Origin of the sequence: Tepidanaerobacter sp. GT38, assembly GCF_021991635.1 — a bacterium.
In the GTDB taxonomy this organism is placed as follows: domain Bacteria; phylum Bacillota; class Thermosediminibacteria; order Thermosediminibacterales; family Tepidanaerobacteraceae; genus DTU063.
Window position 1 is genome coordinate 1 of sequence record NZ_JAFFJA010000007.1, and the last position, 24,601, is coordinate 24,601.

Annotated in this window: 19 protein-coding genes; 16 read left to right on the forward strand and 3 right to left on the reverse strand. The window is 38.4% G+C overall.

The features are described from left to right. The first annotated feature begins 190 nt into the window (after positions 1-190). The 6 genes from JT739_RS01765 (at position 191) to JT739_RS01790 (ending at position 7,329) form a co-directional block, all read left to right on the forward strand. Positions 191-1,771, forward strand: coding sequence for a HEAT repeat domain-containing protein (locus tag JT739_RS01765; protein ID WP_237659368.1), 1,581 nt, complete (start codon positions 191-193; stop codon positions 1,769-1,771). A gap of 43 nt (positions 1,772-1,814) precedes the next feature. Beyond that, positions 1,815-3,011, forward strand: a complete 1,197-nt coding sequence (gene metK / locus JT739_RS01770; protein WP_237659369.1) for a methionine adenosyltransferase — start codon at positions 1,815-1,817, stop codon at positions 3,009-3,011. A 31-nt stretch (positions 3,012-3,042) separates the two neighbouring features. Beyond that, positions 3,043-4,191: a sensor histidine kinase gene (locus JT739_RS01775; protein WP_237659370.1), complete on the forward strand. Its 1,149-nt coding sequence runs from the start codon at positions 3,043-3,045 to the stop codon at positions 4,189-4,191. 15 nt (positions 4,192-4,206) lie between these two features. After that, positions 4,207-4,854, forward strand: coding sequence for a response regulator transcription factor (locus JT739_RS01780; RefSeq protein WP_237659371.1), 648 nt, complete (start codon positions 4,207-4,209; stop codon positions 4,852-4,854). Between the two features lie 73 nt (positions 4,855-4,927). Continuing rightward, positions 4,928-5,398 (forward strand): hypothetical protein, encoded by a 471-nt coding sequence (locus JT739_RS01785; RefSeq protein ID WP_237659372.1) that lies wholly within the window; start codon positions 4,928-4,930, stop codon positions 5,396-5,398. Between the two features lie 233 nt (positions 5,399-5,631). Then, the gene (locus tag JT739_RS01790) at positions 5,632-7,329 is read left to right on the forward strand and encodes a sensor domain-containing diguanylate cyclase (RefSeq protein ID WP_237659373.1); all 1,698 of its coding nucleotides are present in this window, start codon (positions 5,632-5,634) and stop codon (positions 7,327-7,329) included. Here JT739_RS01790 and JT739_RS01795 read toward each other — a convergent pair. Next, the gene (locus JT739_RS01795; protein ID WP_237659374.1) at positions 7,326-9,005 is read right to left on the reverse strand and encodes a glycosyl hydrolase family 18 protein; all 1,680 of its coding nucleotides are present in this window, start codon (positions 9,003-9,005) and stop codon (positions 7,326-7,328) included. The two genes, JT739_RS01790 and JT739_RS01795, sit on opposite strands and share 4 nt — an antisense overlap. 197 nt (positions 9,006-9,202) lie before the next feature. Here JT739_RS01795 and JT739_RS01800 point away from each other — a divergent pair, with 197 nt between their 5' ends. From JT739_RS01800 to JT739_RS01830, 7 genes are all read left to right on the forward strand, one after another. Further along, the gene (locus JT739_RS01800) at positions 9,203-11,392 is read left to right on the forward strand and encodes an ATP-dependent RecD-like DNA helicase (RefSeq protein ID WP_237659375.1); all 2,190 of its coding nucleotides are present in this window, start codon (positions 9,203-9,205) and stop codon (positions 11,390-11,392) included. A 52-nt stretch (positions 11,393-11,444) separates the two neighbouring features. Next, entirely contained in the window at positions 11,445-12,278 is an 834-nt protein-coding gene (larE, locus tag JT739_RS01805; protein ID WP_237659376.1) for an ATP-dependent sacrificial sulfur transferase LarE, read from the forward strand. Next, on the forward strand, positions 12,266-13,006 hold the full coding sequence (gene larB / locus JT739_RS01810; RefSeq protein WP_237659377.1) for a nickel pincer cofactor biosynthesis protein LarB: 741 nt from the start codon (positions 12,266-12,268) through the stop codon (positions 13,004-13,006). The genes larE and larB overlap by 13 nt, the downstream gene beginning before the upstream one ends. A gap of 13 nt (positions 13,007-13,019) precedes the next feature. Continuing rightward, positions 13,020-14,231 (forward strand): nickel pincer cofactor biosynthesis protein LarC, encoded by a 1,212-nt coding sequence (gene larC, locus JT739_RS01815; RefSeq protein ID WP_237659378.1) that lies wholly within the window; start codon positions 13,020-13,022, stop codon positions 14,229-14,231. Positions 14,232-14,315: 84 nt separating this feature from the next. Continuing rightward, positions 14,316-15,800, forward strand: coding sequence for a glutamate--tRNA ligase (gene gltX, locus JT739_RS01820; RefSeq protein ID WP_237659379.1), 1,485 nt, complete (start codon positions 14,316-14,318; stop codon positions 15,798-15,800). Between the two features lie 172 nt (positions 15,801-15,972). Then, on the forward strand, positions 15,973-17,475 hold the full coding sequence (locus JT739_RS12850) for a DUF92 domain-containing protein (protein ID WP_237659380.1): 1,503 nt from the start codon (positions 15,973-15,975) through the stop codon (positions 17,473-17,475). Between the two features lie 105 nt (positions 17,476-17,580). After that, the gene (locus JT739_RS01830; protein ID WP_237659381.1) at positions 17,581-18,381 is read left to right on the forward strand and encodes a L,D-transpeptidase; all 801 of its coding nucleotides are present in this window, start codon (positions 17,581-17,583) and stop codon (positions 18,379-18,381) included. On the opposite strand, the gene JT739_RS01835 is transcribed toward JT739_RS01830, so the two are convergent. Both JT739_RS01835 and fba read right to left on the reverse strand, forming a co-directional pair. After that, positions 18,371-19,894, reverse strand: coding sequence for a M1 family metallopeptidase (locus JT739_RS01835; RefSeq protein ID WP_237659382.1), 1,524 nt, complete (start codon positions 19,892-19,894; stop codon positions 18,371-18,373). The two genes, JT739_RS01830 and JT739_RS01835, sit on opposite strands and share 11 nt — an antisense overlap. Positions 19,895-20,077: 183 nt before the next feature. Next, on the reverse strand, positions 20,078-21,007 hold the full coding sequence (gene fba / locus JT739_RS01840) for a class II fructose-1,6-bisphosphate aldolase (RefSeq protein WP_237659383.1): 930 nt from the start codon (positions 21,005-21,007) through the stop codon (positions 20,078-20,080). Positions 21,008-21,162: 155 nt separating this feature from the next. Here fba and JT739_RS01845 point away from each other — a divergent pair, with 155 nt between their 5' ends. The 3 genes from JT739_RS01845 to JT739_RS01855 all read left to right on the forward strand — a co-directional run bounded on the left by JT739_RS01845 (position 21,163) and on the right by JT739_RS01855 (position 24,505). Continuing rightward, the gene (locus JT739_RS01845; RefSeq protein WP_237659384.1) at positions 21,163-22,125 is read left to right on the forward strand and encodes an ROK family protein; all 963 of its coding nucleotides are present in this window, start codon (positions 21,163-21,165) and stop codon (positions 22,123-22,125) included. 156 nt (positions 22,126-22,281) lie between these two features. Further along, positions 22,282-23,952 carry a 2-polyprenylphenol 6-hydroxylase gene (gene ubiB / locus JT739_RS01850; RefSeq protein ID WP_237659385.1) on the forward strand — a complete coding sequence of 557 codons (1,671 nt, stop codon included), beginning with the start codon at positions 22,282-22,284 and terminating at the stop codon, positions 23,950-23,952. Positions 23,953-24,049: 97 nt separating this feature from the next. Next, on the forward strand, positions 24,050-24,505 hold the full coding sequence (locus JT739_RS01855; protein ID WP_237659386.1) for a hypothetical protein: 456 nt from the start codon (positions 24,050-24,052) through the stop codon (positions 24,503-24,505). Positions 24,506-24,601: the final 96 nt, after the last annotated feature.

Below are 24,601 nucleotides of genomic sequence, written 5' to 3' on the forward strand. Positions count from 1 at the left end.
TAATTTTACAATTAACCTATATATAATATATATTAAATACGAGCATAAAGGTCTTTACTGCTTTTGTAAGTTCTGATAATATATATAGGATCAACTTCAAAAACAGTTGTTACATTGCGAAAAAGAATGTATTATAATATAATAAACGAAGTGGTCTTATTTTTGAGCAATGCAGTGAAAGGAGCAGGCAATGCAGAAGAAAATTAAGGAAAAAGCCGCTAAAGTCGATTACCGACTTTTACATAAAAAACAGATCTTAGATTATTTAGAGTCCATGAAAAACAAAGACCATTCAATTGGCCAAATGGACGAAGCAATGAAGAGGTTATTTCGCATCAGTGATCAGGTTGTGCCTATCTGCTTGTCGAAACTGAAAGAAAATGACGAAGAGTTAGCTCCAGTTATTTGTTACGCATTAGAATTTGCCGATGATTATAGTGTAGTTGAGCCACTATTGGATATACTAATAATGCCTACTGTGTCTGACCGAATTAAAGCGCGTATACTTGCAGTTTTGAATCATTACGGGATAGATGCTGGAGAACTTCCTCTTGACATAATAATGAACGATTTTGATAAAATGGCTTCTATTTCTTTGACAGAAATGCTGGTTGACATCGATAAAGACCCCTTTTTAATTCCTTACATCCTGGAAGAGTTAGAAGAGTTTGATGTTGAAATGAAACTGGCTTACATAATGGATTTGGCAGCCCAAAAGGACGAAAGGGCCATATTGTTTTTTGAAATTTTAGCTTGTACAGATGAGCCGTTAGTGGCCCAAGAAGCTATAAAAGCCCTTGGGCAAATAAAGTCGGGGAAAGCCCTTTACGTTTTAAGCAAATTAGAAAACAAGATTTCAGATGAAGAGAGACGAAAACTTGCTTATCGTGAGTGCCAAAGATTGAAATTTAACGGTATTACTATGGAAGTTTTTGAGCCTTGGAAAAAGCTAAAAAGTCCTTCAAAGGTTTATCTCTCTTCCATAGATGGCTTAGGCAACCGTGTTTTGTGGATAGCTTGGAAAAATCCCTATAAAAACCGGAAACTGAGCTTTATGAATTTACTCATGGGTATTGACACAGGAATTAAAGACTGTTGGGGAATTTCTAATATATCTACTATAGAACTTAACTCTTCCATAAAAGATTTTTCTAAAAATATGTTTGTTAAACAGTGCGATTTAGAGTACACCACTTTATTAATGAATGATGCTTTATTTTTAAATGAAACAAAAAAGAATTCAATCCCCTATCAGTTTTATTTTTGGAAAAATATACTGGAACAAGATTGGAAAGTAGAGCCTAAGCCATATACCCCCAAATTTACAAATTATGATTTGGATTTCATAAAACAAGACAAAGAGTGTCTTGAGAACACATTTGATTTATTTAATAGCAGCTTTTTTAATGATTGGTTTATAACTCATCCTCGAGTTTATGATTTTGCAGAAGAATGCAAATCCTCAAGAGGTTATTTATTCAAGAAGATGTCTTATCAAAAAATGGAAAATATTTTTTCCAGATTTAGTGAAGAACTCATAGAACCTTTTGAGGACAAAGTAAAGCGTATGCTTGAACTTACAGCTGATTTTTTAGTTAAAATAGGGCAAACGGAGCTTGCTAGAACTACCCTTTGTGCTTATTTGAATATGGATATAAAACCGCTCTACAATCACCCCTTTATACAAAGGATGATTATAGATAGCATTAAAGCGGCCCTAAAAAATATGAAAAATGGCTTTGACATGCGGCAAAGTCCCCGCGATTTTTAATAATAGAGAATGTAATAATTTGTAAATAAAGAGGAGGTAAAAAATGGGGAAAAATTTTCTATTTACTTCAGAATCAGTTACTGAAGGCCATCCAGATAAAATATGTGACCAAGTAGCCGATGCCATACTGGATTCTATTTTGGCGAAGGACCCTGCTGCCAGGGTTGCATGTGAAGTAGCTGTTACTACAGGTCTGGTGCTAGTAATGGGTGAGATTACCACTGATTGTTATGTAGACATTCCCCACGTCACCAGAGAGACAATAAGAGAAATAGGGTATACTCGAGCTAAATTCGGTTTTGATTGTGATACTTGTGCTGTAATAACAAGTATTAATGAACAGTCGCCGGATATTGCCATGGGTGTTGACAAAGCCTATGAAGTTAGAGAAGTCTCTAATAACGTAGATATAGTTGATAGAATTGGCGCCGGTGACCAGGGCATGATGTTTGGGTATGCTGTAAATGAAACACCGGAACTAATGCCTATGCCAATTTCCCTTGCTCATAAACTTGCAAGAAGGCTTGCACAAGTAAGAAAAACCCGAGTGCTTCCATTTTTAAGACCAGATGGGAAAACTCAGGTTACAGTCCAGTATGAGGATTCGAAACCAGTAAGAGTGGACAAGATTGTAGTTTCTGCGCAACATAAATCATCAGTGAATCTAACAACATTAAAAGAGGGTATTATAGAAGAGGTTATTAAAAAGATAATACCAGAGCACCTTTTGGATAAGAATACACAGATCTTTGTAAACCCAACAGGAAGGTTTGTAATAGGTGGTCCTCATGGCGATTCAGGTGTAACAGGCCGCAAGATTATCGTAGATACTTACGGTGGATTCGGTCGTCATGGTGGAGGAGCCTTATCTGGAAAAGATCCCACAAAAGTGGACCGCTCGGCTGCCTATGCGGCACGGTATGTAGCGAAAAATATCGTTGCAGCAGGTCTTGCTTCAAGGTGTGAGGTTCAGGTAGCATATGCTATTGGTGTGGCCAAGCCCGTTTCTATAATGGTTGATACTTTTGGGACCGGCATACTGCCTGATGAAAAAATTGAGCAGCTTGTAATAGAGAATTTTGATCTCCGTCCAGGTGCTATTATACGCGATCTTGATTTACAGAGGCCTATTTATAGATTGGTAGCTTGCTACGGCCATTTTGGAAGAGAAGAATTAGCATTGCCATGGGAAAGAGTGGATAAAGCAGAAACGTTAAAAAAACAAGCTAGCAGCCTTTAATAGGCTGCCTGCTTTTTAAGCGGGGGTTTATATGCTTAGAAAGAGCCGCATGGATATCGAGTATTTAAATGAAGTGATAAAACATACTATTGATGCAATAGAAACAGGGCAAAAAGAGATTTTTTATATTTTTGAGCACTCAAGGCAGGAATGTGAGCGCATAGAAAGAGAACTGCAAGATTTAAAGGTTCAGGTTAAAGCAACCATAGAGAAAGTTGATGATCTTAGAAAGCAGGAAAAGGCTGCAAAGTATAAGCTAATGGTAGTAAGTCGAGATTTCGAAAAGTACTCAGAGAAAGATATAAAGGATGCTTACGAAGAGACGAAGAACATACAAATACAACTTTCCTTGGAATGTCAAAAGGAACTTCAACTTAGAGAAAAACGAGACGATTTAGAGCGCAGTTTAAGAAGTATGCAAAATATCCTGAAACAATCGGAACATTTGATGATGCAATTGGGAGTAGCATTAGGCTTTTTAAAGGGCGATCTTAAGGACGTTTCAGGGCATATTTCTGATATAAATGAGAAGCGCAATCTTGCGGCTCAGGTGATAAAAGCCCAGGAAGAAGAGCGTCGGCGTGTAGCGCGCGATATTCATGACGGTCCTGCTCAGACCCTGGCAAATATAGTTATTCAAACGGAGATTTGTGAAAGGCTCCTTGAAATAGATTTAAATGAAGCTAAAAAAGAGCTTTATCAACTAAAATACATTGTGAGGTCATGCCTTCAGGAACTTAGGAAGATTATTTTTAACTTAAGGCCATCATCTCTTGATGATTTAGGCCTACTTGCAGTCGCAAAGCGGCTCTGTGAAGAATTTCAGGAAGACACAGGCATTAAGACGGACTTTCTATTTTTCGGGGACATAAAAAGGCTTGATTCTGATATAGAGGTGACGCTTTATAGAATAATTCAGGAAGCCCTTAACAATGTGCGTAAGCACTCAAGAGCAAAGAACTGTACTGTAAAAATTGAGTATGGCAACCAAAAAATTAACCTTATTATTGCTGATAATGGTGTAGGGTTTAACATATATAAAAATATTGACAACAGCGATGAAGAGCACTTTGGTATAATGACAATAAGAGAGAGAATTGCCCTTATAAATGGCACTTTTTATATTGAATCAACGCCTGGGCATGGCACTAAAATTTTTGTTAGCGTTCCTTTAGTTTGAAAGGAGGATTGAGTTTTGGGTAAAATTACTGTTGTTCTGGCTGATGATCATGTGCTGATGAGAAAAGGAGTAAGAAAAATTCTAGAAATGGAGGAAGACATTGAAGTAATTGGCGAAGCTTCTGATGGAGATGAAGCTATACGGGTGGTCATGGACAAAAAGCCTAATGTGCTTCTCCTCGATATAAATATGCCTAAATTAAACGGTATTGAAGTTACAAAGGCACTAAAAAATAAAAATATTGATTCAAAGATAGTAATTTTGACTGTTTACGATGACAGAGAATATCTTTTAGAGTTAATAAAATTAGGAATATCCGGCTACATATTGAAAGATATTGAGCCTCATGGTCTCATAGAAGCAGTTAGAAGTGCAAGTCGCGGGGAAACCTATATTCAACCAAATTTAACACGGGCTCTAGTTGCTGAATACACTCGTTTAACACAGCCTGTATCCGGTCAGGGCATGAAAAAAAACCTTACGGTTAGAGAAAAAGAGGTTATCAAGTACATAGCTGAAGGCATGAGTAATGGAGAGATTTCTCAAAAATTAGGTATTAGTGATAAAACCGTAAAAAACCATGTCAGCAGTATTTTGCGCAAACTAGGCTTGATGGATCGAACTCAAGTAGCAGTTTTTGCTATTAAAAATAAACTTGTTTAGTCACAAAAACATATCCTCCTGAATATTATAGTTTTGAATATATTTATGTAATTTATAATTTGGGGGGATATGGGTGAATGATTTTCTGTTCATTGAACCTGTTGCAATTATGATGATTGTTGTCGTCTTTATAATTATTTATTTTTGCCGCAGCTATTTTTTGTCGCATTATAATGGCGAAAAATGGCGAGGGATAGAAACTGTTATTTTTGTTAAAAATGCCCAAGATGAAATAGAAGGAATTGTTAAGAGTTATTACAGCAGACAAATTAGACCGGCGGAACTTATGATAGTTGATTGTGGTTCCAGTGATCAAACGCCTCAGATACTTGAAAGGTTATCTATGCAATATATGGGTCTTAAACTGCTACTGCTTTCAGACTTGCCTTTTCAATTATGCGCTCAAGAGGCTTTAAAGCATACGAGTGGACCGGCTATGCTGTTGGTAAACGGCACAGCCTTAAACTATAAAGAAGTAATAAAATTAATAGATCCTGCTTTTAAAAAAAATGTCGGAATAGGTCTAAAATCCTACGAAAAATAGGACAACCGAGGTATACCAAGTTTTACTATTTTGTCGTATAATCTGATTTGTAAAAGCCCTATTTCTTCTAAAATGATTTACCCCTTAGTCCTTTTTAAGCCCCCCTTTCTTTCGTGGTTAGACCCTGAAAGAAGGGTCTTTTTTTATTTTTTTGAAGATAAAGGAATTTATTATATTTGCGTAGAATATATAAATTAATTAAATAGAGACACTAGACTATTGGGGGCTTATAGATGGTGTCGTACAAAAAATATATGTATTTGATTGGGGCTTTGGGGTTTGGGCTTTTATTTTTGTGCATTCCAAAATTTGGGCCAGGTGAAATACTGAATGCAAAATACACAATCTTCCTACTATTAATGACAATTGCTGAGCTTCAAACTTTAAAGGTAAACAACGATCATTTTAACATTGAATTTTGTTTCGTGTACTCGGCTATTTTTATATTTGGCGTTGTACCGACGGCATTGATGAAGGCAATTTGCACTTTAGGCTGTCAAATCTATATTAGATTCAAAAATGGCTATGATGATGCCGCAGAAAGGATAATTTTTAATGTAGGGCAATACATAATCAGCTTTTTTTCTGCTGTAGGCATTTATTTTTATGCTAAGCAAAGATACGCTTGGGGACATCCCTTATATGAGATGACACTTCAAGGTGCAGCTATTATAATATATTTTATGATAAATAATCTTTTGGTTCAGTGTTTATTTGCCTTAAAATATCATAGACCTGTGTTTAAAAACTTTTATAAGTTTTTGGCACAGAATTTTCCTTCTTACCTGTTGTCGGTGCCCTTTGGCGTGACAGCAGTTATTATGTACAGAAATGACGGCTTTCTGCAAACTCTATTAGTTCTTTCTGTTTATATTGCTGTAGTTTATATATATATCTTATATCTTAATGTAAACAACACCAACCGTGAATTAGCAGCCTTATATAATATGTCAGTTACCATTACATCAATTTTAGATGTAGAAAAGGTAATGGATATTGTACTTGACTCTATCCAAAACATTGCTCCCTGGGATTCTGCATGTCTTTATGTTTATCAAAATGGCTGGTTGGTTCCAGCCATTTATGAAGGTTATTCTGATGAATATTTTAACAAGTTAAAGCTAAAACCGGGCCAAGAAGTAGCTGGATTTAGTTTTTTTACAAAAGGACAAATTATCAACAATTGCCACAAATACCCAAAACTTAGAGAGATGTCCATTTGCCCTCCTAATGCCAAGTCACTAATAGCGGTGCCCTTTGTAATCAATAAAGAGCTAATAGGGGGCATTGTGCTCACTTGTAGGAAAAATAATGTCTATCGCCAAAAACATCTGACATTGTTGTGGATTTTGGCAAGTCAAGCAGCCGTTGCCATGAAAAATGCACAGCTCTTTAGCCGAACCACTCAAAGGGCTATATGTGACGGCCTAACAGGGCTTTATAACTATGCGTATTTATACTCGGAACTTGAGAGGCAGATGGAAAGTGTCAAAACGACAGGTGGATTTTTCAGCCTTATTATGATCGATGTTGACCGCTTTAAAACATACAATGATATGTATGGCCATATTATAGGCGATACTATACTTAAAAATTTAGCAGGTATCTTAAAGAAAAACGTAAGGGATAAGGATATAATAGGTCGATACGGTGGCGAAGAGTTTTTGATAATACTGCCGGGTATCCAAGCTTTTGATGCCGTGAAAATAGCTGAACGCATTAGAGGAGTTATAGAAAACACGCCTTTGGCTAGGGTCGGCAATAAAAACATTTATATAACAATAAGTGCAGGTATCGCATCATACCCAACTGATGCTCAAACAGTAGAAGATTTAGTCAATAAAGCTGATAGAGCTATGATATTTGGCGCAAAGCAGAAAGGGCGAAACAAAGTCGTGATGTTTCGCCCAAATATGAACCTGGACAATTAAATTTTAGACGGCAGTTTTAATTCGTTATACAGCACTTCCCATATGACTGGTTCTTCAAAGCCCTTACGCCAGGCTGCGGTTCCGGCTAAATCATATTTTTTTACAAGGGCAGTTTTTAGCTGGATAGATTTTTCATCTTCCAGCCATATTTTAAAGACCGAATCTCCTTTTGTATAATAGGCAAAATTTTGCCCTGCTTTTTCATCCCAGCTCATGCGGGTGTCATTTTCCTTGAGAATTTGTTTTACTTGAGACATGGATAATGCTCGAGATTTTACAGCAATGCTCCCGTTTGCTGTAGGTGTTTCTTCCCATTCGCGAGTGTAAAAAGGCAAACCCAGTATGACCTTTTCGGCGGGCACATCTTCTAAAAGGGTCACAATACCCCGCTCCACCCAGCCTATGGAGGCTACAGAGCCGCTGACGGGACTTGTAGCCCAATGTTCATCATAAGCCATTAAAATAATATAATCTACAACTTTACCCAATTCTTTTCTGTCATAACACATTGACCAATTGGGACTAGTAGATTTTACTGTGACATCCATGGAGACTGCAATTCCCGCTTCGTGAAGTATGGGTGTAAGTTCACGAACAAACTGGACCAAAAGGTCCTTATCTTTTAGGTATACATTTTCAAAATCTATATTTATGCCGTCCAGTTGAAATAGTTCTGCATACATCAAAATCTGTCGAATGATTTTGTCCCGCGTTTCTGAACTAGATAAAAATTCATGGGTGATATCCGGGTCAAAATTGTTGTTAATCAGTGCCCAAACAGCCAAGTTGTTGTTGTGGGCCCACTTGACATAAGATATATCAGCCTTACTCTCTATGGTGCCCTGGCCATCAACTATTGAGAACCAGGTGGGTGAAATAATGTCAAGGCCGGCTGGCGGTTTTTCCCTACTCATATCTGGTGTTACTCTGTGGATATAATCCCACACCATGTTAAGCTTTCCGAGGCCGGAAACGTGTCGCTTTGGCCTTGGCTCATTAACGGGTTTTGTCGGCATTTCAAAAACCTCCAGTTTTTGATCAGGGACGTAGCCTATCAAACCCTCATCAGTTCTGACCTGAAACCAGCCATCTTCAAGAGAATATACTGTAACGGTATCGCTTTTTGTTAGTTTAGCTACAGCAGCTGAAAACCATGAAGGCGAAAGCTTCACAGTTATTTCCTTTGATGTTATTGTACCCATTTTGCGGCCTGAAAGTTTCTTATCGATAATTACTCGATTTTTATCGCTGATTGCCTTGACTTGTATGTCATACAGATCCTCTAAAAAATCAATGGGTATGTAGGGCTGTGTAGTTATATTTTTTGCGGGAAAAGATATTTCCACCGGTTTATTATTTATCATAGCGGTTAAACTTTCCGTTGCAAGCCGCACTGTTTTATCAACTGTTGTAATGGTAATCTTATTTTCGGCCACATCCCAAAAAATGTAAGGATCTAGATATTCTTTTATAATATTGTATGATAATAAAACCTGATCGTTCTCTATTATAAAAGGTGTTTCTTCAGCAATTACTGTATTTTCAATAATCAAAACAGGCACATCTTCTGGCAATGGTGACACTGTGTAGAAGTTTATAAAAAAGAAAAGACAGGAGATGAGAATTATAAAGAACAGGATAAAAATTGCCGTATATGTAGCAGATTTTGCACTCATAATTTCCTCCACATCGTTTAGTAGGGATTGTCCACATAATGCTCGAACTAATATAATTCTACATAAAAGCCCCAGTTCCTTTATTTTTAAAATCCAATATATGTCGACAAATATAAGATTTAGAAAGGTACAAGTTGCAGGTATATTTAAAAAATGTTAGAATAAACCGAAAGACAACGCAACTAGAGGTGCTTTATATGGTAGAACTGGAGGGCACCGTTGAGAAAATTACATATTATAACCAAGAAAACGGCTTTGCGGTGGTAAAGCTTTTGGTAAAAGACCATGAAGATTTGGTAACGGTGGTGGGTTACTTTCATTCCCTTGAAGTTGGAGAGGTTGTAAAGCTTAAGGGAATTTGGACAATGCACAAGGAGTACGGTTATCAGTTTAAAGTAGACTGCTATGAGACGCTGATGCCGGCTACAGTAAAAGAAATAGAAAATTACTTGGCTTCTGGGGTAATTCGCGGCATAGGGCCTGCAACTGCAAAAAAGATTGTAGAGTTGTTTGGCGACAAATCCCTGGAAGTTTTGGCTACTTCACCTGAGGAGCTTTTAAAGATTCCCGGCATCGGAAATAAAAAACTCGAAATGATAATGGAATCCTTCAGCCAGCAACAGGCAACACGAGAAATCATGCTGTTTCTCCAGCAATATGGCATTGGTCCAAGTGTTGGGGTTAAAATATACAAGAATTACAAAGATAAATCTATTGAAGTTTTAAAGGAAAATCCCTATCGGTTAGCTGACGAGGTGTACGGTATTGGCTTTAAGACGGCTGACCGCATTGCTCAAAGTATGGGGATAGCAAGGGACTCTATTGAGCGACTTTGTGCCGGCTTAAAATATACCATGTATAAATCAGCTGATGAAGGCCATGTTTACCTTCCTGCCGAGGAGCTGTTGTATAAAGCCTCACAGCTTTTAAATGTAAAAAAAGAGCCTTTGGAGCAAGCTTTTTTAGCCCTTGAAGAAAAAGAGGACATAGTAGTTGATAGGGCATGGGGCAGGGAAGATGTGTATTTGGCTGCCTTTTACTACTCGGAAAATGCAGTGGCTCGCAGGCTATTTTTATTGGCGGCTATGGTAGACAAACCTTTAGACATTTCCGAGGAAGACATAGATAAAATTGAAGAACGCTGCAATATAAAACTTGCTAAACGTCAAAGGGAGGCCCTGGAAAAAGCCGCCGAACATGGTGTGCTGATAATTACAGGGGGACCGGGAACAGGCAAGACAACTACAATACAAAGCCTGCTGGAATTTTTTAAAGGACATGATTTAAAAGTTGCATTAGCCGCTCCTACAGGGCGCGCAGCAAAACGCATGGCGGAAGCTACAGGCATGGAAGCGAAAACCATTCACAGACTGTTGGAATATAGTGCCTATGAAGAAGGCAGTTTAGCTTTTGGTAAGGACATGGATAATCCCCTAGCCGAAGATGTGATTATCATAGATGAGGTATCTATGGTTGATATCATACTTATGTACCACCTGGTTTCTGCGGTAAGACTGGGAGCCAGGCTAATTTTAGTAGGTGATAAAGATCAACTGCCTTCAGTTGGGCCCGGCAGTGTGTTGAGGGAAATTATCGAAAGTGAGCAACTGCCGGTAGTTGTCCTAGATGAGATATTCAGGCAGGCTAAGGAGAGCATGATTGTAGTAAATGCCCACAGAATAAACAAAGGCTATTTTCCATATCTAAACGTGAAAAATAAAGACTTCTTTTTTGAACAAGTCCTTTTACCAAAAGATATTTTGCAGACGGTTTTAGACCTGGTGAAAACTCGACTGCCCCGGTATCAAAATCTTGATCCCATAGAGGATATACAGGTATTGACACCGATGAAAAAGGGCTTACTTGGTGTATACAATCTGAATGAAAGCTTACAAGCTTTGCTAAATCCTCTTGAGCCCCATAAAAAAGAACTACACTTTCGCTCTCATATTTTTCGTGAAGGCGATAAAGTCATGCAGGTTAAGAACAATTATGAAAAAGAAGTGTTTAACGGTGATTTAGGCCGCATTACCAAAATTGATGAGGAAGGTCGAGTTTTGGTAACATTTGCTGATGCTTGGCAGGAGCGGGAAGTAGTTTATCAGGCTCAGGAAATGGAGGAACTCAGTCTTGCTTATGCGATATCGGTGCATAAGAGCCAAGGCAGTGAGTTTCCAATAGTAATAATGCCGATTACAACACAGCACTACGTGATGCTGCAGCGAAATCTCTTGTACACTGCAGTAACACGAGCCAAAAAATTGATGGTGTTGGTTGGCACAAAAGAAGCGTTGACAATTGCTATACAAAACAATAAATCCCTTAGGCGGTATGGCCACTTAAGGGACAGGCTTGTTCAAGAATTTTCACAGGCAATAAGCATCTAACAAATTTGAGGCTTTACATTGAGCGCATATTTTTTTATTTTGAGGTGAGTCTATGTTAGAACAAAAACTTTCTAATCTTAAGCAAAATATCAAGTCATTAAAGAAGGTAGTTGTTGCTTTTTCAGGAGGAGTTGACAGCACATTTTTGCTGAAAGTTTGTATTGATGAGCTTGGCACAGATAACGTTTTAGCAGTAACTGCTCGTTCCCAAGCCATTACTGAAAGAGAATTTGAAGAATCACAGAGCTTGGCAAATTTTTTAAATGCAAGGCAAATTATAATAGAATTAAACGAACTGGATGACCCTTATATTTCAGACAATCCGCCAGAAAGGTGTTACTTTTGCAAAAAACAAATATTCAACAAGTTTATTGCCATTGCAAAAGAAAATGGCTACAATTTTGTGCTGGAAGGGGCTAATTTCAGCGATAAAGATGATTTTAGACCCGGTATGAGGGCCGTAAGAGAACTTGGCGTTTTAAGTCCGTTAAAAGATGCGGGCTTGACTAAAGATGAAATACGGGAGCTTTCAAAAGAAATGGGCCTTCCTACATGGAATAAGCCTTCATATGCATGTCTTTTTTCAAGATTTCCCTATGGAGAAAAAATTACTTCTGAAAAGCTAAAAAGAGTATCTCAAGCTGAGGATATTTTGAGGCAAAATGGTTTTTACCAATTTCGAGTGAGAAGCCATGGGGACCTAGCCAGAATAGAGGTTTTGCCACAGGAAATAGATAAATTTTTCGACGAGACCTTTCGCAATGAAATAACACAAAAATTTAAGAATATAGGCTTTACATACATAACTTTAGATTTATCAGGATACAGGACTGGCAGCATGAATGAGCAGTTAAAAGAGGAGGAAATGGCGTCTTGGAAAGACTAAGACTATTGCTTGAAAAACTAAAATCTGGAGAAGTTACAGTAGATGAAGTTTTAAACCAACTAAAAAACTTACCATATGAAGACTTAGGCTTTGCTCGTATAGACAACCATAGAAGTCTAAGGCGAGGCGTGCCTGAAGTGATATACTGCGAAGGTAAGACACCATCTCAGGTAGTAGAAATAACAAAACACATGCTCAAAAACGGCAGCAATGTAATGGGTACACGGGTAGATTTAGATACCTTTAACAAAGTGAAGGAAATTGCACCTGATGCAGTATACTATGATACTGCAAGAATCTTTGCGGTTCAGAGAGAAAAAGTGCAAAAAAACAAAGGCACAATTGCAGTAGTAACTGCTGGCACCTCTGACATACCGGTGGTAGAAGAAGCTGCTGTAACGGCAGAACTATTCGGAAATCCCGTAGAAAGGCTTTATGACGTAGGAGTTGCGGGAATTCATCGATTACTTATGAACATGAAAGTATTGCAGCAGGCAAGAGTCATCATTGTTGTTGCCGGCATGGAGGGGGCCCTTGCCAGCGTAGTTGGAGGCTTAGTAGACAAACCCGTCATAGCAGTGCCTACCAGCGTTGGATACGGCGCAAACTTTAAAGGCCTCGCTGCCTTACTATCAATGTTAAACAGTTGTGCCGGCGGTATATCGGTGGTAAACATAGACAACGGTTTTGGTGCTGCTTATGTAGCCCATCTGATAAACCGGCTATAACCAAGTAAAGGGAGTGAGCATCATAAATACATCTACAGAAAAAACCATTTTATACCTGGACTGCTTTTCCGGTATAAGCGGAGACATGTTTCTAGGTGCCATGATTGACCTGGGATTAGACCAGGAAGAATTCCTAAAACAGCTTAGACTACTTCCCTTAACAGACTACGAAATAAAAATCCAAAAATCCATAAAAAACGGCATAACAGGAACCGATGTTACCGTAAACACCCATGAACACCATCCTCACAGAGGCTTAAAAGAAATCTATGAAATAATAGACAAGAGCGAGCTTGCCCAAAACGTAAAACAAAAGAGCAAAGAGGCCTTCTACAAATTGGCAGAAGCAGAAGGCAAAATTCACGGCAAATCTCCCTATGAAATCCACTTTCACGAAGTAGGTGCAGTAGATTCAATAGTAGATATAGTAGGAGCATGTATACTTATGGACATGCTAAAACCATGTCGTGTATTTGCGTCTTCTATTAACGTAGGATATGGGACGGTAAAATGTGCCCACGGCACATTGCCTGTTCCTGCACCGGCTGCTTTAGAACTTTTAAAAGGCATACCGATATACTCGGGAGATGAACCTGGAGAATTCACCACACCTACCGGAGCGCTGATATTAAATACATTTGTAGAAAAATTTGGCACAATGCCTGCCGGAATTCCGGAAAAAATCGGTTACGGTTTGGGCAAAGCACAGCGAAAGTCTCCAAATGTCTTAAGAACTGTTTTAATAAATTCCAGCGATATAAGTGAAGATACACATAAGGCTGGTTTAGACCATGATAAAGTGGCAATTTTGGAAGCCAATGTGGACGACATGAATCCGGAGCTCTATGATCATGTCATGGAAAGGCTTTTTCACAAAGGTGCTTTAGATGTTTTTTTTACGCCTGTTATAATGAAAAAGAGCAGACCAGCGGTAAAAATAACCTGTCTTTGTCCACCTGATAAAAAGCAATATTTAATAGAGACCTTGCTGAGAGAAACTACAACATTAGGTGTCAGAGAATTGGAGGCAGGTCGCGTAAAACTTTTTAGGGTAATAGAAAAGGTAACTACGCCCTTTGGAGATATTAGAGTTAAAGTGGCCAAAATCGGCAATGAGGTGGTAAGAGTCACGCCAGAATACGAAGATATGAAAATGCTTGCTAATAAAAACAATATTTCATTGTTGAAAGCCTATGATCTTGTAAATCATTTTTGGACAAAATAGTTTTGGCTTGTAAAGCAGAATTCTTAGTGCTATACTAAATTCAGGTTTTATTTACATAATTTAAAGCATAGGAGTGTTTTTTGGATGTCAGAGAAGGTTCGAGTAAGATTTGCACCAAGTCCTACGGGCAGTCTTCATATCGGTGGTGCGCGAACAGCCCTTTTTAACTTGCTTTTTGCCAGACACAATAATGGAACATTTGTTTTAAGAATAGAAGATACTGATACTGAGCGATCTACTGAAGAATCTGCAGCTCAGATAGTACGGTCGTTGAAGTGGTTGGGCATCGACTGGGACGAAGGTCCAGAAAAAGGAGGAGATTTTGGACCGTATTTTCAGTCTCAAAGACTTGAGCTCTACAAAAAGGAAGTAGATAGGCTTTTAGTTGAAGGAAAAGCTTACTACTGTTACTGTACTCCAGAAGAGCTTGCACAGCGCAGAGAAGCGGCTTTGAAAGCCGGCAAGCCTCCAAAGTACGATGGCTGTTGTCGAAACCTTACACCGGAGCAAAGGGAAAAATTTGAAGCAGAGGGCAGAAAGCCTACCATAAGGCTTAAAATGCCTGAAGAAGGTTACACAGAAGTAGATGACTTAATTCGTGGCAAGGTGGTTTTTGAAAACTCTGTATTAGATGATTTTATAATTGTAAAATCAAACGGAATTCCCACTTACAATTTTGCCTGCGTGGTAGATGACAATGCCATGAAGATTACTCATATTATCCGCGCAGAAGAACATCTTTCAAACACACCTAAACAGATTCAGGCATATAGAGCTTTAGGCTATGACATACCTAAATTTGCTCATGTGCCCATGATACTTGCACCTGACCGCAGCAAGCTTAGCAAGCGCCATGGCGCCACATCGGTGGAGGAGTTTAAAGATCAGGGTTACCTTGCAAAGGCTATAATCAATTACCTGACTTTACTTGGATGGTCACCGGAAGGCACTGAAGAAATTTTTGAAATTGACAAGGCCATAAAAGAGTTTACCTTAGAACGGGTAAACAAAACTGCAGCAATATATGATGTAAAAAAACTAACATGGATAAATGGTCACTATATGCGAGAATTAGACGTGAATTTTGTTACGGAAGAGACAATACCTTTTATGATTAAAAAAGGAATTGTTACAGAAGAAGAGGCTAAAGAAAAATTTGACTATATCAGGGAAATTGTTGATATTTCAAGGGATAGATCTAAAACCTTGGACGAGTTGGCAGAAAGCATAGCCTTTTTCTTTAAAGATGTGACGGAATATGAAGAAAAGGGTGTCAGAAAACATTTCGCCAAAGAAAATGCTGCAAAACTTTTGACACTAGGGGCAGATGCGCTGGAGAAGTTAGGAGATTTCACTCTCGAAACAACCGAAGCTACCTTTAGGAATATTACAGAAGAGCTAGGTTTAAAAGCAGCGGAAATAATTCATCCTACTCGACTTGCTATCACCGGCAGGACAATAGGCCCTGGTTTGTTCCATATCATTGTATTGCTGGGCCGTGAAAAAACCGTGGAGCGTATGAGAAAAGCGGTTAAGTGGATAAATGACAACGTGCACGCCGAGGAATAGGTATATTGATAAGGGCTTTGTAGACAAAATCTGCAAAGCCTTTTATATTGATGACATATGGTTTGGATTTGATAGATTAAATAGCACTTTGTATTAAGCAGATTATTGCTATATCTGGGCAAATTTTATAGAATAGAAAAAGAGTTTTTATTTCGTTTAGGAGGGTGTTTGCGTGTTTGGCGATATGGCCGGTGTGATTATATCTATCTTTTTTGTTGCAATTGTGCTCGTTATTTCAGAACTAATTAGAAAACTGGGAAGTTTTAATACAGAATTTACTCGAAAGTTTGTACATATTGGGGTATCCCATTGGTGGCTAGTGGCTATGCTTTTAATTAAAGATATGCGCTACGCCCTTGTCCCACCAATTATTTTCGTTTTCTTAAATTATTATTCTTATAAAAAAGATTTGATAAAAAGTATTGAAAGGGGTAAAGACAGTTCCGATTTAGGTACCGTTTATTTCCCTATTTCACTTATTGTTTTGATTTTGCTTACTTGGAAAGGTGGCTTTCTTGGACAAGATTTAAGACATCTGGGATTACTTGGTACTTTAATAATGGGCTACGGTGATGGATTTGCTGCCGTAGTTGGACAAAACTTCGGACTGAAAAAATATAAAATCTTTGGTAACGAAAAAAGCATTGAAGGTTCTGTTGCGATGTTTTGCTTTGCTTTTGCTGTCTCGGCAATAATTTTAGGAATTTTCATTGGTTTTGAAGTCAATACTTTGCGAATGAGCTTTATAATTGCAGTTCTGTCGGCTTTAACTGAGGCTTTTACACCTTTCGGTTTTGATAATTTGACAGTTCCCATATTTTCTACTTTGATTGCCTATTTTCTTTTAAAAGACAGCCCCGTATTTTTGTTTGCTTATATGGCCTGTATTGGATTTGTCATAAGTTTTTTTATCGCATATGCTGCCTATCGGAAGGAATCTCTCACACTAGACGGCTCTGTTGGCGCTACTTTAATGGGTACCCTGATGTATGCCACTTCAGGCATTTTCGGTTCCCTAATGATGGTAGTTTTTTTTCTATCTTCAAGCTTTCTTAGCCATTTTAAAAAAGACAAAAAGAAAAAGGTGGCCATTCAATTTGATAAGACAGGCCGCAGGGACATTATGCAGGTATTTGCAAATGGCGGTGTTGGCCTGATTCACTCCATTTTATATTACTTGACTAAAAATCCAGCTTATCTGGTTTTTCTGGGTATTTCTTTTGCTGCTGCCAATGCAGATACCTGGGCAACGGAATTAGGCATATTAAACAAAAAAGACCCTATTTCACTTAGAACCTTTAAGCGGGTAGAAAAGGGCACTTCAGGAGCAATAAGTCTTTTTGGAACTTTTTCTGCTTTAGCAGGTTCCATGCTGATTGGTGTATTTGCAGCTTTTGGTTTTTTCTTTTTAAACGTAGGGGAATTGGGTTTTGAGTACATACAGACCTTTCAATTGGTAACTTTGGGCGGATTTTTCGGCTCAATAATCGATTCTATTTTAGGTGCTACGGTGCAGGGCGTTTATTACTCAAAAGAACTTGAAGGGGAAACGGAAAAAAGAGAATGTAACGGCAAGCCCAATGTATTGGTAAGGGGCTTTAGCTTTGTAAACAATGATTTAGTCAACTTTTTAAGTATAGGAATCTCAAGCATATTGTTTTTGGGTATTATTTAATTTTTTAGGTTTCCAGTTAAAACTTGCTGAAAAATGTGGACAAGTATGGTATTATTTAAGTAAAGTAAAATATTTGTCCGAATTTGACAGCAAGGAGAGTTTTTGGTGAATTTCATAAAATCTGTTTTGTTTGTAGCGGTTTTAATTTTAATTTTTCCTTTACTGCCACTGGTTGCAGGAGAACAGGAGCAGGATATAAATATAATAGAAGAAAAGGTGCCGGTCAGTAATGAAATCATCGATGAGGAAAGTGCTAAACCTCAGCCTGAAAGCGAGGAGGAAGAAATGGTGTTTCCACGGAGCATGACGGTTTTAGATGTAAGTGAAATAACACCAGTAGACATTAAAGAATCACCGGCAGATGATTCCAAGAGTATCGGCATAGTGTACGGCAAGCTTATGCATGTAGATGTCATACAAAATCTCGAAAATGGCTACTCTGAGATTTCTACATGGGATTACAGGAGCATGAGGGATATAAGAGGTTTTGTGCCCACAAAGCTCTTAAAAACAGTTGAGCTTAATGAAAAGTATGGGATTGTAGTTGCTTTAAGTCAGCAAAAAGTATATATTTACGAAGATAATGCCTTAATCAAAACGTTTTTGTGCTCATCGGGTCTTGATGACAACAACTACTTTACACCTAAAGGGTTATACCGCATAGGTGAACGCGGAGAATCATTCTTTAGCCCCAAATACGGACAAGGTGCTTACTATTGGGTAAGGTTCAACAACAATTATCTTTTTCACAGCGTTCCCTTTGATGAAAATCGAAACATTATAGAAGAGGAAGCTGCCAAGCTCGGCCAGAAAGCTTCCCACGGCTGCATACGTCTTGCAATAGAAGATGCCCTTTGGCTGTACAACAACATACCTCAGGGCACCCCGGTTATAATTAAGGATTAAACCACTTGTTATAGAAGCTCTCATCGAGAGCTTCATAATTTTTGTCCTTAAGAAACTTTTTAAACTCTTCTAGGCTGACGTTTTTGTACATAAAAGTTTCTAAATATGACCTAAAAAAGTCAAGCAAGTTTTCTTCACCGATTCGGCTGCGCATATCTTCATAAAACAACACCCCGGATACGTAGACTTCCGCAAAGTACTCGCTGTGACTTTTAAAAAGATGAAGCGGGTCTAACATGTGCCTGGGATTATTTTTTATAAAATTTACTGTAGTATCTACCTGCCTGCTAAAATACGATTCCCTTCCAGGTTCCCCATACCGCTTTTCAAAATAGTATGCAGTGGAAAACTCCGTGATTCCTTCATCTAGCCAAGGTTCATTTATTTGGTCATTTCCCACCAAATTGTACCACCACTGATGGGCAACTTCATGGGCAGCAGACCTCTCAAGGGAAGTATTTGAGAGATTGTCTTCCTTATATTTGGCAGAGTCCATCATTATAAAAGTAGGAAACTCCATGCCTCCAGGGTAGTAGTTAGCCTCAGCGATTTTAAGTTCAGGATAAGGATATTTGCCAAAAGCCTCATTAAAAATTCCCAGAGCATATTTTGCCACGTTTAAGGCCATAAAGCCACCGCGCTTGTCTTCTGGGTGGAAATAGGATGTAATTTTAATCCCATCTATCACTTCACTGGCAGTTTCATAATTGTTACTGATAGCAGCAGCAAAATCCCGTATTTTGTCAATGGAGTACACATACACATAGCCTTCGCTGCTTAAATAGCTTTCTTTTAAGACTCCTGAAGCAGCTACAGTAAAGTCATCACTGGGGACTGTAAAACTTACAGTGTAATCGGCAATATCGCTGTAAGTGCAGTCACCTACAGCCTGGTGGTTATCAAGGCTCCATTTGCCATCTTTATATACAGCCAAAATAGGATACCAATTGCCAAGTGACATGGTCATCTTGTCATCGCCGAAGGTTTGGTACCCGAAACGAAACCGGGCTTTTGGAACTATAAGCTCAAACTGCATGTAGATATTTGATATTTCTTTCGAATTTACAGGATTCCCTAAGGGAACATGAAGGATTTGGTCTTCTTGAGTCATAGACCAAGCGACATCCTTACCGTCCTGTTTTACTTCCTTTATAGCTAAACCGCCTAAACTAAAGCCCTGGGGAAAGGCCCTATAAAAATCTGCCTTAAAAAAAGGGATGCGCTTTGAACTTGAAAACATGTTAGGGTAAAGGTGAAAATAAAGTTCCTGTTGAGTATCTAATGTGTTATTTACGTAGGTAAAATTCATTTCTACTTGAAACTTGTTTTGGCCGTCAAAAATTGCCTTAATATCGTAAATGTTCCGCTCAGGCGGTAAGTATTCCTGTTCCTCTTCCTTTGTTTCTACATCAGGTGCTGCCAAATCCAAAGGAGCACCAAAATAGTTTTTTAAACCCCAAAAAGCAAAAACGATTAATACAGATACTAGTATAATTACAGTAGCTTTTTTCAAAATTGATCCTCCTCAAATTCTTTAGCTTACCATATATTGTATATAAATGTTCTATATAAATATGACAAATCCTTTAATGTAATACTAAAAGAATTAGACAAGCAAAAAGCTCGCTTCAACAAGAATGCGAGCTTTAGACAATAAAATATAAAATTGTTTTTTGTGCAAGTGATTATGGGAGATTTATGCCTTTCCACTTGAGCCCAAAACATTTCGTATTTTATGTATTACCATCTGTTTTATAGCCTCTCTGGCAGGACCTAGGTATTTTCTTGGATCGAATTCTGATGGATTTTCAACCATATACTTTCTCACTGAAGCTGTCATGGCAAGGCGTAAATCAGTATCAATGTTAATTTTACAAACTCCCATTGAAGCGGCCTTTCTTAGCATGTCTTCAGGTACACCCTGGGCATTAGGAATCTGCCCGCCATATTTGTTGCAGAGGTCTACAAATTCTCTAGGCACTGAAGAGGCACCGTGTAGCACTATGGGAAATCCGGGCAGCATATTGGATATCTTTTCTAACCGTTCGAAGTCAAGTTTTGGTTCACCTTTAAACTTATAGGCCCCATGGCTTGTCCCTATGGCAATAGCTAAAGAATCAACGCCGGTTCTCTCAACAAATTCAACTGCTTCGTCAGGATCTGTTAAGATGGCATCCTTTTCAGATACTTTTACAGCATCCTCAATACCTGCGAGACGGCCAAGTTCAGCTTCTACTACAACACCACGCTCATGGGCATAATCAACTACTTTTTTGGTAAGCTCTACGTTTTGTTCAAAGGGATATTTTGAACCGTCAATCATTACTGATGTAAAGCCGTCATCTATACAGGCTTTGCAAATTTCAAAGCTCTCACCGTGGTCTAAGTGAAGGACTATGGGTATATCGGTATCTTCTATTGCGGCTTCCACCAATTTCTTTAAATAGATGGGCCTAGCATATTTCCTGGCGCCGGCTGATACCTGTAAGATGATTGGAGACTTTTCTTCCACAGCTGCTTCTACGATGCCTTGGATAATTTCCATATTGTTGACGTTAAATGCTCCTATAGCATACTTACCTTCATATGCCTTTTTAAACATGTCTTTTGACGTTACAAGTGGCATTAAATAAACCTCCCTACGTTAATTTATCCATCATATACAAGTATAATACAAATAGCGGAAAATTGAAAGATTACATGCTTTATATTATTAGAGGATATTTTAAAATCAAAGTAGAATAAATATTAAGATAAATGACTTTTAAGAGGTGTTTTTAAATGGTTAAACTTGTTGTCGGTTTAGACTTAGGCGGAACCAAGATAGCTACGTGTGTGATGAATGAAGACGGGGAAATATTAAAAAAAGTCACTTTATCCACATTGGCTCATGAAGGGCCAGATGCGGTAATCGGGCGTATAATAGAAAGTATCTATGATGTAATAAGACTAGCAAATATCAATAAAGAAGATATTCTTGCCATAGGAGTAGGGGTGCCAGGACCTTTAGATTCAGAGAAGGGATTGATAAAAAATCCGCCAAACCTCCCTGGATGGGTTGAAGTACCTTTGCGAGATATACTTTACAAAGAATTTAAAGTACCGTTAGCCATTGAAAACGACGCAAATGCGGCAGCCTTAGGAGAGAATATTTATGGTTCGGGGAAAGGCATCAAAAATTTCATGTACATTACTATCAGTACTGGCATTGGCGGCGGAGTTGTTGTAAACGGTAAGCTCCTAAAAGGTGCCAGTGGAAATGCAGCAGAGATAGGCCATACTACGATAAACTTTGAGGGACCTCTATGCGGTTGTGGCAATAGAGGTTGTTGGGAGGCGTATGCCTCAGGAACGGCACTGGCAAGGTTTGCGCGAGAAGGCATAAAAAATGGCATAAAAACTATAATCAAAGATATTGTAGATAGGGAGGGCCATATTAAAGCGGAGCATGTTTTTACTGCTGCAAAGCAAGGGGATAAATTTGCCAAAGAGTTAGTTGATATGGAAGGTTTTTATTTAGGAGTGGGCCTGGCTAATATGGCGAATTCTTTTAATCCCAATTGCATTGCCATTGGCGGTGGAATTACAAACCAGTGGGATATGTTTTATGAGCACATGATTTCTATTATGCAAGAAAGAGCATTAAAAGCTAATGTTGAAGGTTTAAAAGTAGTAAAAGCCACGCTTGGACCTGATGTAGGAGTAATCGGTGCAGCAACATTAGCCTGGAGGCTTGTGCAATAATTTTACACATGAGTGTTTCAATATGCCATAAAGCTCTGTGAAGATCAGAACAGCTTGGTTTCAAGGCAGCAACTTTTTCTGCGCGAATCCTCTCGGCATTAGATATTTTTACTACCATGTGGTAAAATATAGTCATCAAAGCCGGGAGGGTTTTATTTGTTTATAAATCAACTAAGCTCTACGTATCATCATGCCAAGCGATACAAGCAGATAATAGATATACTCATAAAATATGGGTTTGGATATATCGTAGAGAAAGTCGGCATAATTTTACCCGTGGGAACTGCCCGCCCAAGTCCCAAATCTGAAGATAAGTTGACAACGGCCCAAAAAGTAGTTATGATGCTTCAAGAATTAGGCCCCACCTTTATAAAATTGGGACAAGTTTTAAGCACAAGACCTGATATTATCCCCAGTAACTATATAAAAGAGCTAAAAAGGCTTCAGGATGATGTGGCACCTTTTGGTTTTGAAACAGTAAAGCGCCAGATAGAAGAGGAATTAGGGTGCAATCTATCAGATGTCTTTAAATCTTTTGACGAAACACCTTTAGCTTCTGCGTCTATTGGTCAAGTCCATCGTGCAGTTTTAACAAACGGCCAGGAAGTAGTAGTTAAGGTGCGTCGACCAGATATCGAAAAAATAATAACTGTAGATTTAGAAATAATCTTAAACCTTACCCGGCTAGTTGAAAAACATATCCCGGAAATGCGTGCGTATGATCTGGTGGCTAAAGTTGAAGAATTTGCAGAGGCGATGCACAAAGAGTTGGATTTCACTCGAGAAGGGTTCAATATCGACAGATTTCGACAAAACTTTGAAGGAGACAATACCGTATATGTGCCCAAAGTTTTTTGGGAAGCTACAACTCAGAAGGTGCTTACGATTGAGTATATCCAGGGCTATAAGATCACCCAGTTAAACAAAATAGCTGAGCTGGGCCTTGATATAAGCAAAATAGCAGAAGATAGTGCTAAAGCCATATTAAAACAAATCTTCGTTCACGGATTTTTCCATGCAGATCCTCATCCGGGCAATATTTTAATTAAGACTGACGGAAAAATAGCTTTTATTGACTTTGGCTTGATGGGGCGCATAGACAAATATACCAAGTACAAACTGGCAGATTTAATAATTGGTGTTATTAATAAGGATACAGAAAAAATAGTAAAAGTATTGTTAGAACTTAGTCAATTAGACAATGACTTAAGCCCATCGGAAATTCAGCTTGATGTGGAAGATTTGATAGAACGATATTACGGAAAGACCTTAAAACACGTAAAAATATCCAAACTCCTAAATGAAGTATTGGCAATAGTTGCTAAATACAAAATCGTGTTGCCATCTAATTTCGCCATGTTATTGAAGAGCCTTATAACAATGGAAGGCGTAGTTGTTGAACTTGATCCGGATTTTAATTTCTTCGAAGTAGCAAAGCCTTTTGTGAAGAAGATGTTAAGGGATCGATATGCCCCAGAACATTTATTTAAAGAAGCATTAAACAATCTAGGAGAATTCAACAAATCTCTAACCCTTATACCAAAGCTTATAAGCGGTTTGTATAAGCGGAGTAAAACTGACAGCATAAAGCTGGATTTAGAAACTAAAGGCATTGAAAAAGTTTTGCTGGAACTTAATAAAATGATAAACCGTTTGGTTTTTAGCATGATAGTTGCATCACTGATAATAGGTTCTTCTCTCATAATACAAGCTGATGTCGGCCCTTTTCTTTTTAATTACCCCTTTTTTGGGATTTTAGGCTTTGTAACTGCGTGTTTGCTGGGGCTTTGGCTGATCGTTTCAATTCTCAGAACCGGAAAGATATAACCTTTTACTGTAATTATAAAAAAGCTTTATACAAGGAAAATTAAAGTTCTGCGTCGAATACTTAAAAGGCTCGGAAAAAGTCTAAGGAGTGTGATGTATGAGTAAACTATTGAAGCTTTTTATGACGATATTGGCTGTGGCGGTTTTTGCTTTCTTTGCTGTAAGTGCGAATGCTGATATATCGGAACCGGGCTCAGAAAGTGATCCAATTGTTACTAAGAGCTACGTTGATAAAGTATTATACAATCTCAAGCAGTATGTGGATTCTAAATCCGGCGGCAGTTCCGCAAGCTTTGAAATAGTATATATGGAGCAGGGCCGACTACTAATTGGCGATAAGGGCACAGAGATAATTTTAAGAAGCGGAATTGCCTCCGTAGTTGACCGTGGAACTGGTGGGCTGGCAGATGTAACAGCGGGTAAGGATATTACAAATGGAGAAAAGGTAAGCCAGAATCACCTGCTAATTGTGCCCAGAGATGACGGCAGAGGCGTAAAAGCTGAAACCAACAATGTGGTACTTCTGGTTAAAGGCGGTTACACAATACAATAAATGCTGATTTATATTAGTGAGAATTAGGGTTAATTGTAAAATTAAATGCGACAGTAAAAAAGTTGAACCATAGCGTGAAACCCGATATGATGTTGG